Annotated in this window: 14 protein-coding genes and 1 pseudogene; 10 read left to right on the top strand and 5 right to left on the bottom strand. The window is 60.3% G+C overall.

Annotated elements, in window-relative coordinates; translation table 11 throughout:
• Window positions 1-54: 54 nt before the first annotated feature.
• The gene (locus DA373_RS00075) at window positions 55-1,104 is read right to left on the bottom strand and encodes a 3-deoxy-7-phosphoheptulonate synthase (protein ID WP_107850331.1); all 1,050 of its coding nucleotides are present in this window, start codon (window positions 1,102-1,104) and stop codon (window positions 55-57) included.
• 116 nt (window positions 1,105-1,220) lie between these two features.
• Window positions 1,221-1,622: a VOC family protein gene (locus DA373_RS00070; protein WP_107850330.1), complete on the bottom strand. Its 402-nt coding sequence runs from the start codon at window positions 1,620-1,622 to the stop codon at window positions 1,221-1,223.
• Window positions 1,623-1,695: 73 nt separating this feature from the next.
• Here DA373_RS00070 and DA373_RS00065 point away from each other — a divergent pair, with 73 nt between their 5' ends.
• Window positions 1,696-1,998, top strand: a complete 303-nt coding sequence (locus DA373_RS00065) for a putative quinol monooxygenase (RefSeq protein WP_107850329.1) — start codon at window positions 1,696-1,698, stop codon at window positions 1,996-1,998.
• Window positions 1,999-2,002: 4 nt separating this feature from the next.
• Complete coding sequence (locus tag DA373_RS00060; RefSeq protein WP_107850328.1) at window positions 2,003-2,488, top strand: prolyl-tRNA synthetase associated domain-containing protein; 486 nt, start codon at window positions 2,003-2,005, stop codon at window positions 2,486-2,488.
• A gap of 23 nt (window positions 2,489-2,511) precedes the next feature.
• On the opposite strand, the gene DA373_RS00055 is transcribed toward DA373_RS00060, so the two are convergent.
• On the bottom strand, window positions 2,512-3,144 hold the full coding sequence (locus tag DA373_RS00055; protein WP_107850327.1) for a response regulator: 633 nt from the start codon (window positions 3,142-3,144) through the stop codon (window positions 2,512-2,514).
• The gene (narQ, locus tag DA373_RS00050) at window positions 3,123-4,847 is read right to left on the bottom strand and encodes a nitrate/nitrite two-component system sensor histidine kinase NarQ (protein ID WP_107850326.1); all 1,725 of its coding nucleotides are present in this window, start codon (window positions 4,845-4,847) and stop codon (window positions 3,123-3,125) included. Before narQ ends, DA373_RS00055 begins: the two co-directional genes overlap by 22 nt.
• 271 nt (window positions 4,848-5,118) lie before the next feature.
• Here narQ and napF point away from each other — a divergent pair, with 271 nt between their 5' ends.
• The 8 genes from napF to DA373_RS00010 all read left to right on the top strand — a co-directional run bounded on the left by napF (window position 5,119) and on the right by DA373_RS00010 (window position 12,103).
• The gene (gene napF, locus DA373_RS00045) at window positions 5,119-5,601 is read left to right on the top strand and encodes a ferredoxin-type protein NapF (protein WP_107850325.1); all 483 of its coding nucleotides are present in this window, start codon (window positions 5,119-5,121) and stop codon (window positions 5,599-5,601) included.
• Between the two features lie 27 nt (window positions 5,602-5,628).
• Complete coding sequence (locus DA373_RS00040) at window positions 5,629-5,883, top strand: chaperone NapD (protein ID WP_107850324.1); 255 nt, start codon at window positions 5,629-5,631, stop codon at window positions 5,881-5,883.
• A 14-nt stretch (window positions 5,884-5,897) separates the two neighbouring features.
• A complete protein-coding gene (napA, locus tag DA373_RS00035; RefSeq protein ID WP_107850323.1) occupies window positions 5,898-8,384 on the top strand; it encodes a periplasmic nitrate reductase subunit alpha in 2,487 nt (828 codons plus the stop codon).
• 77 nt (window positions 8,385-8,461) lie between these two features.
• Window positions 8,462-8,929 carry a nitrate reductase cytochrome c-type subunit gene (locus DA373_RS00030; RefSeq protein ID WP_107850322.1) on the top strand — a complete coding sequence of 156 codons (468 nt, stop codon included), beginning with the start codon at window positions 8,462-8,464 and terminating at the stop codon, window positions 8,927-8,929.
• Between the two features lie 26 nt (window positions 8,930-8,955).
• The gene (locus tag DA373_RS00025; RefSeq protein ID WP_107850321.1) at window positions 8,956-9,528 is read left to right on the top strand and encodes a NapC/NirT family cytochrome c; all 573 of its coding nucleotides are present in this window, start codon (window positions 8,956-8,958) and stop codon (window positions 9,526-9,528) included.
• Between the two features lie 35 nt (window positions 9,529-9,563).
• Window positions 9,564-9,701: a TIGR02808 family protein gene (locus DA373_RS00020; protein WP_107850320.1), complete on the top strand. Its 138-nt coding sequence runs from the start codon at window positions 9,564-9,566 to the stop codon at window positions 9,699-9,701.
• A gap of 63 nt (window positions 9,702-9,764) precedes the next feature.
• Entirely contained in the window at window positions 9,765-11,492 is a 1,728-nt protein-coding gene (locus DA373_RS00015) for a PhnD/SsuA/transferrin family substrate-binding protein (protein ID WP_232821146.1), read from the top strand.
• On the top strand, window positions 11,492-12,103 hold the full coding sequence (locus tag DA373_RS00010) for a response regulator transcription factor (protein WP_107850318.1): 612 nt from the start codon (window positions 11,492-11,494) through the stop codon (window positions 12,101-12,103). Before DA373_RS00015 ends, DA373_RS00010 begins: the two co-directional genes overlap by 1 nt.
• A gap of 188 nt (window positions 12,104-12,291) precedes the next feature.
• Here the strand turns inward: DA373_RS00010 and DA373_RS00005 are convergent.
• A pseudogene (locus DA373_RS00005) lies at window positions 12,292-12,409 on the bottom strand (IS5/IS1182 family transposase); the annotation flags it as partial.

Here is a 12,409-nt window from a genome sequence, read left to right as displayed (position 1 = left end):
AAAGTGAGGGGTAAGGGGTGAGGATATCACTCCTCACTCCTCACTCCTCACTCCTCACTCCTCACTCCTCACAGCCCGGTACAGCCGTTCCAGCACCCGCTCGCTGTCTTTCCAGCTCAGGCAGGCGTCGGTGATGCTTTGTCCGAACACCAGCGGTATGCCGGGCTCCACCTCCTGCCGGCCTGCTTCGATAAAGCTTTCTATCATCACACCGGCAATATGGCGGCTGCCGCTTTCAAGCTGGCGGGCGATGTCCTCGGCTACCTCCAGCTGGCGCTGATGCTGCTTCTGGCTGTTGCCATGGCTTAAATCCACCACCAGCCGGGTGGGCAGGCCGGCGGCCTCAAGCCCGGCAGCGGCGTCAGCAATGCTGTGCTCGTCGTAATTGGGTGCTTTTCCGCCCCGCAAAATCACATGGCCATAAGGGTTGCCATCGGTCTGGTAGATGCTCATTTTGCCGTGTTTGTCCGGCGAGCAGAAAATATGGCCGTGGGCGGCGGCCCGTACCGCGTCCAGGGCAATCTGAATATTGCCGTCGGTGCCGTTTTTAAAGCCCACCGGGCACGACAGCGCCGAGGCCATTTCCCGGTGCACCTGAGACTCTGTGGTGCGCGCGCCTATGGCCCCCCAGCTGATCAGATCGGCCATATACTGGCCGGTCACCATATCTAGAAACTCGGTGGCGGTGGGCAGACCCAGGGCGTTGATATCACTCAGCAGCTTGCGCGCCAGCGCCAGGCCGGTGTTGACGTCATAACTGCCGTCCAGGTGCGGATCGTTAATCAGCCCTTTCCAGCCCACTATGGTGCGGGGCTTTTCAAAATAGGTGCGCATCACAATGCACAGCTTGTCGGCATAGTGGGCTTTAAGCTCGGCCAGCCGTTCGGCATAGGCCAGGGCGGCAGCGGGATCGTGAATGGAGCAGGGGCCGATGATCACCAGCAGCTTGTGACTCTGGCCGGTGAGAATGGCTTCAATTTCGGCGCGGGCGCTGGTGACCGTCTCGGCCATGGTCTCGGTGAGGGGGTAGCGCTCGGCCAGCTGATGGGGAGTGCTCAGGGCCGCCAGTGGTCGGCTTCTCAGTTCGTCTGTGGATGAGGGCATGGTAGGGCCTGCTTTAAAGAATGGCGTGCAGCAGCACAATACCCCTAACATAACCAAAAGCCGTGGCAGGGAAAACCACGGCTTTTGAATTTTATGACTGAATTTAATTTCTGCGTTTAGCTGAAACGCTGGCCGGAGATGGCCGGATGATAGATGGGCTGGATCACATTGCCGGCGGGATCGGTAATATGAAAGCTGCGGGCGCCGTCTCTGTGGTCGTGAGGCTGATCCAGCAGGGTCACGCCCTTGGCCTTGAAGTATTCAAACCACTGGTCCAGCTCTTCCTTGCTATCCACGATAAAGCCGAAGTGGTCCATGCTCTGCACGCCGCTGGCGGGCAGATCGGCGCGGCCCAGAGACAGGTTGTCGTTGCCGCAGGTGAGATACACCAGGTTGTCGCTGGCGCGGTTGAGGATCTCCATGCCCATGATCTCGGTATAGAACTGGACGCACTCCTCCAGGTTGGGCATGGTAAAGGCGATGTGGCGCATGCCGTTAAAACGACCGGGTCTGTCCATTCTGGGCTCCTTGGAAGTTACCTGAATATTTGTGTACTATTTGTTGAAATTACATAAACAATTGGAGTTTACAATGTATTCAATTATTGTCAAAACCAAGCTCAAGCCCGGTACCACTGAAACCTTCCTGGACGCCATGCTGCCCAATGCCGAAGCCTCTGTGCGCGACGAACCCGGTTGCCATACCTTTGATGTGCTGCAGGACCGCGCCGATCCCGAGCTGTTCTGGCTTTATGAAATCTATCAGGACGAAGCCGCCCTGGCTGCTCACAAGGAAACCCCGCACTACAAGGCCAGCCGCGCCGTGGTCAACGAGCTGATCGCCGAGCAGTCGGTGATCCGCGCCGATGTGCTGGCGGTGAACCCGGCCCGTTAATTATATGGACATCATGGCCCGGCTGGCGGAATGGCACATTCGGCCGCCGTTGATTGAACATCCGCCGCTGCGCACCTGTGACGATGCCGACCGCCTGCTGGTGAACCGGCCCGGCACCCGGCTGAAAAACCTGTTTCTGCGGGACAACTACGGCCGCAAACATGCGCTGCTGCTGACTCACCCGAACAAGCAGGTGGATCTCAAGGCGCTGTCGCGCCAGCAGGGCTGGTCGCGGCTGGGCTTTGCCTCGGCCGAGCGGCTGGAACGTTATCTGGGGGTGGCCCCGGGCCATGTATCCGTGCTGGCGCTGGTGAACGACCGGCAGCTGCAGGTGGAATTGTGGCTGGATGAGGAGCTGAAAGACGGCGACGACTTTCACTGCCATCCGCTGCGCAACACCGCCACCGTGCTGATGAGCCGGGCCGATCTGCTCAGGTTTACCGAACAGACCGGCCATGCGCCGCGCTGGCTGCCGGTGCCTTCCCGGTAGTAAACACCGCCGGCCAGGGCGGATCAGGGATGTGGTCCCGGCGTTTCCAGGTACAGAACGGTGGCGGCGGTGCGAGAGCTGACCTGCAGTTTCTTGAGCAGGCTTTTCATATGCACCTTGACGGTGGCTTCCGAGATATTCAGGGTGTCGGCAATCTGGCGGTTGCTGTGACCCCTGGCGACCTCGGCCAGGATCTGCCGTTCCCGCTCCGTCAGCGTTTCCAGCAGGGCCGTTTTCCCGGCATTGTCTGCCAGAAAGGCCTTCACCTGAGCACTGTATGCCTTGCCGCCCTTCATCGCCTGCTTTAGCTGAGCGACCAGCTGTTCCGGCTCGGTATCCTTGAGCAGGTAGCCGTCGGCGCCGGCATTGAGCAGGGCGCGCATATCGCTCCGGCTGTCGGACACGGTCAGTATCACTATGCTGGCGGTGATATGCTCGGCACGCAGGGCGTGCAGGGTATCGAGTCCCGACATGGCTTTCATGTTGAGATCCAGCAGGATCAGATCCGGCTGGTGCTTGCGGGCCAGCGGCAGCGCATCAAAGCCGCTGCTGGCTTCGGCGACGATCTGCAGCTCCGGCTCCAGGCCAAGCAGTTGACCCAGCCCTCGCCGGATCAGGGGATGATCATCCACGATCATGACGTTCCAGGGGGCCATGGCATCTCTCCTTGAGGCTCAAGTGAAAAGTGCAGGGCCACCTCCGAGCCTGCGCCCTGCCGTGTGTGGATGGCGAGCTCACCCTTCAGGTGATGTGCCCGCTCGGCCATAATGGCCAGTCCGTAGTGGTTTGGCTTTTCATCGTCCGGATCAAAGCCCCGGCCATTATCGCTGATCCGTATCTTTACCCGATCGTCATCCTGATGGCAGTGTACCGTGATTTCACTGGCATCGGCATGTTTGATGGCGTTCAGCACCGCTTCACGGATCACTTGCAGCAGGTGCACCTGATCCCGGGCCTCCAGGCCCAGGGAGGGCAGGCGGTTGTCGATGGTCAGGGTAGCATGGGTTTGTGCCATCAGCGGCTGCAGCATTTCGTTCAGGGCGTCACCAAAGCCGGCCTGTCCTATGGTCAGGCGGAATGTTCCGAGCAGCTCCCTGAGCTGGGTATAGGCGCCGGCCAGCCCATGCTCAATGTCGCTGACGACGGTCATGGCCTCTTCGTGGCGGTGGTCACCGAGCGTGCGTTTCAGCAGGGTAATCTGGATCCTGAGGTACGACAGTGACTGTGCCAGTGAGTCGTGCAGCTCGCGGGCGATGGTCGCCCGCTCTTCCATCAGCATCCCTTGCTCCATTTTTTTCCGGGCCTGGTTGTCGTAGATGGCGCGTGCCAGCAGATGAATAACACTCTCGATGCAGCCCGGATCCGGACAGGGCTGCGCCCCTTGCCACCAGAACCGGCCGAGCTCCCGGCCATCCATTACCAGCTGCCGGTGCTGCCAGCCGTGCTTGCCCGGCGTACCGGCAACCAGCTCGGTATCGGGCCCGTTGGGTTCATCAATCACCAGCCTGGCGGCCACCATCCCCTCAATCTCGAGCAGGGTGTTCATCACGGTTGATAACTGCTGCGGTGACAACTGGCCGGCCGAAAGTTGCTGAGCGCAATGATAGAGCACCTTGAGTGAGGCATTGGCCTGGCGCAGGCGGCGTGTTTTCTCATCGATCCTGTGTTCCAGATCCCCATAGAGTTTGTTCAGCTCGGCAGTCATGTTGCCGAAGGTGCCGGCCAGCAGCCCCAGCTCGTTGTTATCTCCGGTATCCGGTCTGATGCCGAAGTGGCCCTGCTGTACCTGCCTGCAGGCGATGACCAGCCGGTTCAGCGGGGCCACTATGCTGCGTCTGGTAAAGCGGATGGTGAGCAGGCCAAGCAGCAGGATAAGGCCGAGCCCGATCCCGCTGGAGATGGCCAGCAGGCGGAGCTTGCTTTCGGTATGCTCCTGCAGTTTGAGCACAAAGTGATCGATATCGTCGACAAAGCCGGAGATATCGTCGAGGAAACCCTGCTGTTCTCCCCGCTGAAGCCGGAGCCGGAGTAACTCCCAGTGCTGCACCAGGCGCTGATAGTGGCGACCGAGCTCCGGCGGGACCGCCCAGTGGCTCAGTGTGGTCATGGGGCCCGAATGCAGCGACTGTTCAAACCGCGCCAGGTGAACAGGCAGCTGTGGCGAACGGGTCTGGATTGCATAAGCCAGCCGGTAGCTTTGCATCCTCAGTGAACCGGAGACATTGATGGTTTCCGCGTCGTCAAGGCTGGAGGCCAGGGTCAGCAGGGCAAAGCTGCTGGTGGTTACCGAGAGCAGCAACATCACCAGCATGGCACGGGCTACCGTGGCGGTAACGGACTTGAACGGCTTGTTTTTCACAGGGTTTTCCTTGTCACCAGCGCTGTTCGTCATGTTCCTGGTGCCGGCCATCGCCCGCAGAGGCGCCGGGGACAATCAGCGTATGCAAATAATGTGAGCATTGTCAGCGTGCTTTTTTGATCCAGAACAATAACCCCCCTTAATTACCCCTTTGTGGGTATTCCAGCAAAAAGAACGGGGCCTACACTGGCCGCATAAACAACACGACGGGGCATGCCGGTGATGCCGATGGTGACCCCGGGCCGGTGAGGCCGTCAGCGGAGTATGCGCCATGTTTGATCCTTCCCGTCGCCGATTACTGACCCGTCACCGGGCCGATGCCCGGCCCCGGTTGCCCTGGGCGGTGGAAGGCAACGCCTTTACGGATGCCTGCAGCCGGTGCAACCGCTGTCTGGAGGCGTGTGAAACCCGGATTATCGTCAGGGGAGACGGCGGCTTTCCCCAGGTCGATTTCCGTCACGGGGAGTGCACCTTCTGTTACCGCTGTGCCGAGGCCTGTCCTGAACCCTTGTTCCGGGACAGAAGCGAGCCGGCCTGGTCGCTGACCGCCCATATTGGCGAAGGCTGCCTGGCCTACCGGAATATCGAGTGCCGGAGCTGTGGTGATGTCTGTGAGCCCCAGGCGCTGCGCTTCCGGCTGCAACCGGGAGGGGTGGCTTTGCCCGAACTGGCCAGGGATCTTTGCAGCGGGTGCGGCGCCTGCGTGTCGCTTTGCCCGGTATCGGCCATCACCATGATCAGCACACAGGAATAGCATACAGGAACAACAAGAGACCTCACCATGGCATTACAGGAAGTACATATTTCAAGCCTGGTTGTTCACGTCAGGCCGGCGCATTTGCCGGCGGTGAAAGACGCCATCGCCCGGTTGCCGAATACGGAGATTTACGGCGAGAGCGAAGCGGGAAAACTCATCGTGGTGCTGGAAACGGAAAACCAGGGCTACGTGACGGACACCATCGACAAAATCAACAACCTGGAGCAGGTGTTAACCACCTTTCTGGTGTATCACCAGATCGAACACCTTGATTCCTAACCCGAGGATGAGCCATGAATATGACCAGACGGGCGTTTGTAAAAGCAAACGCTGCGGCGTCGGCCGCCGCCGTGGCGGGCATTACCCTGCCTGTCACCGCAACCAACCTGATTGTCAGCTCCGATAAAACCGCCATTAAGTGGGACAAGGCGCCATGCCGTTTTTGTGGCACCGGCTGCTCGGTGCTGGTAGGCACGCAGAATGGCCGGGTGGTGGCGACCCAGGGGGATCCGGAAGCCCCGGTGAACAAGGGCCTTAACTGCATCAAGGGCTATTTTCTGTCGAAAATCATGTACGGCAAGGATCGCCTGCAAACACCGCTGCTGCGCATGAAAAACGGCCAATTCGATAAAGACGGGGATTTTCAGCCCATTTCCTGGGATCAGGCCTTTGATATCATGGCCGACAAGTGGAAAGCGGCGCTGAAAAAGCACGGCCCCTCCGGCATCGGCATGTTTGGCTCCGGCCAGTGGACGGTCATGGAAGGTTACGCCGCGGCCAAGATGATGAAGGCCGGATTTCGCTCCAACAACATAGATCCGAATGCCCGTCATTGCATGGCGTCTGCGGTGGGCGGATTTATGCGCACCTTCGGCATTGATGAGCCCATGGGCTGCTACGACGACTTCGAGCAGGCGGATGCCTTTGTGCTGTGGGGCTCCAACATGGCCGAAATGCACCCTGTGCTGTGGACCCGGCTCACCGACCGCCGCCTGAGCCACCCTCATGTCAGGGTCAATGTACTGTCGACCTATTACCACCGCTCCTTTGAGCTGGCGGATAATGGCATGATCTTTGAGCCGCAAACCGATCTGGCCATCGCCAACTTTATCGCCAATTACATTATTCAGAATGATGCGGTGAACTGGGAGTTTGTCAACAAGCATACCCACTTCAAGCGGGCGACCACCGACATCGGCTACGGGCTGCGCGATGAGCACCCGCTGCAGCAAAAAGCGGCCAACGCCAATTCGGGCCAGATGCACCCCATGACATTTGAGGAATACCAGGCCTCGGTGGCGGAATATACCCTGGAAAAAGTGGCGGCCATGTCGGGGGTAGAGGAAGCCAGGTTGCTGGAGATGGCCCGGCTCTACGCCGATCCGGCGGTCAGGGTGATGTCGTTGTGGACCATGGGCATGAACCAGCATACCCGCGGGGTATGGATGAACAGTCTGGTGTACAACATCCACCTGCTGACCGGCAAAATCTCCCAGCCGGGCTGTGGTCCCTTCTCGCTGACCGGCCAGCCTTCAGCCTGCGGCACGGCGCGTGAAGTCGGCACCTTTTCCCACCGCCTGCCCGCCGACATGGTGGTGAACAACCCCAGGCACAGGGCCATTGCCGAAAAAATCTGGCAACTGCCGGAGGGCACCATCCCCTCCGAGCCGGGTTACCACGCGGTGTTGCAGGATCGGATGCTCAAGGACGGCAAGATGAATGCCTACTGGGTGATGTGCAACAACAATATGCAGGCCGGGCCCAATATCAATACCGAACGGCTGCCGGGTTACCGCAATCCGGACAACTTTATTGTCTGCTCGGACCCTTACCCGACGGTCACGGCCCAGGCCGCCGACCTGATCCTGCCTACCGCCATGTGGGTGGAAAAAGAGGGCGCTTACGGCAACGCCGAGCGCCGCACCCAGGTGTGGTATCAGCAGGTGACCGCCCAGGGGGAAGCGAAGTCCGATCTGTGGCAGCTGATGGAATTCAGCAAGCGCTTTCGGGTGGAAGAAGTGTGGGGCGAGGATTTGCTGGCCAGGGCGCCGCAATACCGGGGCAAAACCCTCTATGAGGTGCTGTTTCGCAATGGTCAGGTAGACCGCTACCCCCTGTCTGAAGCCCAGGAGCTGAACGATGATGCCCGGGCCCAGGGCTTCTACGTGCAGAAAGGCCTGTTCGAGGAATATGCCGCCTTTGGCCGTGGCCATGGCCATGATCTCGCTCCCTATGATGTCTACCACCAGGAGCGGGGCTTGCGCTGGCCGGTGGTGAATGGCAAGGAGACCCGCTGGCGTTTTGTGGAAGGCTCCGACCCCTATGTGCCTGCCGGTGCCGGGTACCGCTTCTACGGCCAGCCGGATGGCAAAGCCAATATCATTTTTGCCCCGTTCGAGCCGGCGCCCGAAACCCCGGACAGCGAGTATGATCTGTGGCTGTGCACCGGCCGGGTGCTGGAACACTGGCATAGCGGCACCATGACCCGCCGTGTGCCCGAGCTCTACAAGGCGGTGCCGGATGCTCTCTGTTATATCCATCCAGATGATGCCAGCTCTCGCGGTCTGCGCCGTGGCGACGAGGTGCTGCTGACCTCGCGGCGCGGGGAGGTGCGTTGCCGGGTGGAAACGCGGGGGCGCAACCGGCCGCCTGTGGGGCTGGTGTTCGTGCCTTTCTTTGATGCCCGGATCCTGGTCAACAAGCTGATCCTGGATGCCACGGATCCGCTGTCAAAGCAGACCGATTTCAAGAAGTGCCCGATCAAAATCACCAAGGTGTAAGTCAAGGAGTCAGGAGCGCGCTGGCCGCCAGCGGTCGGCGCGGCTACCGGATGTTACTTAGCAGGCGGAGAAGATTAATGAAACGATTGTTTTTAACGGTCATGGCAATGGGAATGCTGCTCGCCGGCGTCGTGCACAGTGCAGAAGAGCTTCACAATCCGGGCGGTATCGGCGGCGTGGAATCGTTGCGTGGCATCACCGAGCTGGAGACCACACGGGCGGCCGACGGGATGAAGCGTTATCCCCGGGACAGGGGCACGATCGACAGTGATTATGTCTATCAGCCGCCTCTGGTGCCTCATACCATCCGTAACTATGAAGTCTCCCTGAATGCCAACAAGTGTCTGTCTTGCCACGGCTGGAAGAATGCCAACGAAATGGGAGCGACCAAGATCAGTGTGACCCATTACCAGTCGCGGCAGGGGCAGGTACTGTCCGATGTGTCACCGCGCCGCTACTTCTGCCTGCAGTGTCATGTCCCCCAGGCCGATGCCAGCCCCCTGGTTGACAACACCTTCCAGCCGGTTGACGGACTGAGAAAATAACCGCCACGGACAAAGAGAGGCGATAAATGAAGCTGTTAAAAAGATTTTGGCGACGCATGAAGTCGCCAAGCAAGGCGGCGGCCGGCCTGTTGCTCTTTATGGGGTTTATTGGGGGGTTGCTGTTCTGGGGGGGATTCAATACCGGCATGGAGGCCACCAACAGTGAAGCTTTCTGCTCCGGGTGCCATGCGCCTATCGTCAAGGAGATCCGTGAGACCATTCACTATTCCAACCGCTCCGGCGTGCGGGCGATATGCTCGGACTGCCATGTACCCCATAACTGGACCGACAAGATAGTGCGCAAGGTGCAGGCGTCGAAAGAGCTGGTAGCCTTTGCCATGGGCACCATTGATACCGAGGAAAAGTTCAGGGAGCGGCGGGGTTACCTGGCCAACCGGGAATGGCATCGCCTGAAAAACAATGACTCCCAGGAGTGCCGCAACTGTCACAACTTTGAGTACATGGACTTTTCCGAACAGGGGCCGCGCAGTGTCAGGCAGCATTCCACCGCCCTGGCCTCCGGTGAGAAAACCTGTGTGGACTGCCACAAGGGCATAGCGCACCGGTTGCCCGACATGAAGGGCGTCGAGGGCTGGTAATTGCCGGCGGGTCCGAACCAAAGGAGGAAAGAACAATGAGTCAACTTGAGTCGATTATCTGGCATATTCTGGGGTATGCGGCCATGCCCGTGATTATTCTGGCGGGCTTTGTGGCGGTGGCCGCCGTGTCCATTATGCTGTTGTCGCTGGGCAAGGACAGAAACATGGAATAATGTGAAGGGGGCCGGTGCATGTGTGCAGGTCGCTGATCATGGGATCAGGACAACATGTCTGTGATGGCCAGGTGGTTAATTATCCAAACGAAACTTTTTTGCCGGTGTGCGGGGCTGCTGTACGCCGGCTGCCTGCTGTTATTACCGGCACTGGCCCAGGCGGCAGAATACCGCGTCGGCTTTCTGGCCTACCGGGGTGAAGCGCAGGGGCGGGCGGAATGGCAGCCGGTGCTCGATGGTCTGAACCGTGCGCTGCCGGCACATCATTTTGAGGGAAGGTTTCTGACCCAGCAGGAGCTGGATACGGCGCTGGCCGAGGAGCGGCTGGACTTTATGGTCACTCATCCGGCCCATTATGTGCTGAGCCGCCACCAGGGGCTGAACTGGCTCGCTTCCTGGCTGGACCCGCGTTTTGGCTCGGCCCGGGAAAGCGTGGCCGCCACCCTGCTGGTGCGCGCCGGCAGCGGCATTACCAACAGTAATCAGTTGCCCGGACGGCGGGTGGGTGCCGTGCACGAGCAGGCTTTTGGCGGCTACCTGCTGGTGGCGGAGCAGCTGCGCCGCCAGGGAGTGGCGCTCACCAGCCTGGACTTGCAGTTTCGTGGCTATCCGGTGGATGCTCTGGTGTATCTGCTGCGCGATGGCGCGCTGGATGCGGCCATGGTGCCTGCCTGTACTCTGGAGCAAATGGCGCAGGAAGGGCTGGTCAACCCGGCCGACTACCAGGCACTGATGATACAGGCCGAGGCACCCTGCGTGCGCTCCACGCCGCTTTATCCGGGCTGGAGCTTTGCCGCCGTCGACAGCCGGGACGAGAGTTTGCTGCGGGAAATAACCCAGGCCCTGCTGGCCATGAAGCAGAATGGCCGGCCGCTGTGGGGAGCCCCCATTCGGCTGGACGAGGTGGAGCAGCTGCTCAGAGGCTGGCAGCTGAACCGGGAAGAGGTACCCACCTGGCAGACCCTGCGCAGTGTGCTGCTGGGGTACTGGCAGTGGCTGGCGGGGCTGATGCTGGTACTGCTGACCATTGCCCTGCACCATGTGCGGGTAACCCGGCTGTTGCTGAAGCGTACCGACGAACGGGACCGGCTGCATCACCTTATTCAGAGCCGGGAGCAGGAGCTGGCCCGGGCGCGCCAGGCCACCCTGCTGGGAGAAATGGCCACCGGCCTGGCCCATGAGCTCAATCAGCCGCTGTCGGCCATTCAGGCCTATGCCCAGGCCGGCGAGCTGATAACGGCTGAGCAAAACAGCCGTGACGTGTTTAATCATATTGTCAGTGAAACCGAGCGAGGCGCCGACATTATTCGCCGTTTTCGTCAGTGGGCCAGTCAGCCACTGCCGGGGCCCGAAGCCTTTGCACCTGAGGCGCTGTGCCGGGATCTGGCCGGGCGGCTGATCCCCAGAGCCCATGCCGCCGGGGTACGGCTCGAGGTACAGACCGAGCCGGGTACCCTGCTCAGCGTGCAGCCGGCGGTGGAGCAGATATTGTCCAACCTGCTGGGCAACAGCCTGGATGCCTTTGAGCGCCGTGGGCAGGGTGGCCGGTTACAACTGTCTGCCAGACGCGAGGCAGACGGCTGGCGTGTCAGCGTACAGGATAATGCCGGCGGGGTATCAACCGTGGTGATTGAAGCCCTGGGCCACACCCTGCCCGCCAGTCGTATTCACGGCATGGGCATTGGCCTGATGGTCAGCTACCGGCTGGCCCGGCGGCTGGGAGGAAGCCTGACCCTGACCAATGTGAAAAATGGCACCCTGGCTGAACTGTTTTTGCCCGAGGAGCAATAATGCATATTTACCTGCTGGATGATGATCCCAAGGTACTGGCCGCCAACGGTTTTTTATTAAAAGCCATGGGCCATGAAAGCACCGGCTGGTCCGAGCCGGGGCACTTTCTGGATGAACTCGACGATAACACCGAAGCGGTATTGTTGCTGGATCTGGCCATGCCGGGAAAGGACGGGCTGGAGGTGCTGGCGGAGCTTAACCGCCGCCGGTGCCCGGTGGCGGTGATCCTGCTTACCGGCCACGGTGATGTGCCCCAGGCGGTGGAGGCCATGAAACGGGGCGCGGTGGATTTTCTGGAAAAGCCGGTGGATGCCCGCCGCCTGGCGGAGGTGCTGGAACAGGCCCGGCAACATGCGCAGCTGCTGGGGCAGCAGGCCAGTGCCCGCTGCCGCGTGGCCCGGTTGTCGGCGCGGGAGCACGAGGTGGTGACGCTGGTGGCCCAGGGGCTGACCAACAAGGCCATTGCCGAAAGCCTGTGCGTGGCGGTGCGTACCGTGGAAGTGCACAGGGCTTCGGCCATGAACAAGATGGAAGCGGCCAATATGGCCGAGCTGCTGCACTGCTGGCAGCTGGCAATGACCAGGGAGCAGGGATCAGGGAATGGGGAATAGGGATCAGGGAATGGTAGGCCGCGTTTTATACGCGGCAAATAAATCGTCTTGCAACTGGGTTGCCGGGCATAAAGCCCGGCCTACAAGCGCAAATCTGCAGGCGCCTGTGTGTTTAAGCACTGTTATACAGGCCCTGCCGGCTAAAGCGGCAGCTACTTACAGCTGAAAGCTTATGGCTTAGAACCTGTTTACGATCTCCGTAATAGCAAAACCAAAAATGCCAAGTGGATGAACTGCAAGCTCGTATTGAGCTTGCGCTCGCAGTTCTTCCACAGCCTCCGACACTTCTCCAGCCAAGCAAATGAG

Origin of the sequence: Oceanimonas marisflavi (assembly GCF_003049725.1) — a bacterium.
Taxonomy (GTDB): domain Bacteria; phylum Pseudomonadota; class Gammaproteobacteria; order Enterobacterales; family Aeromonadaceae; genus Oceanimonas; species Oceanimonas marisflavi.
This window is presented reverse-complemented; position numbering and strand designations above follow the sequence as displayed.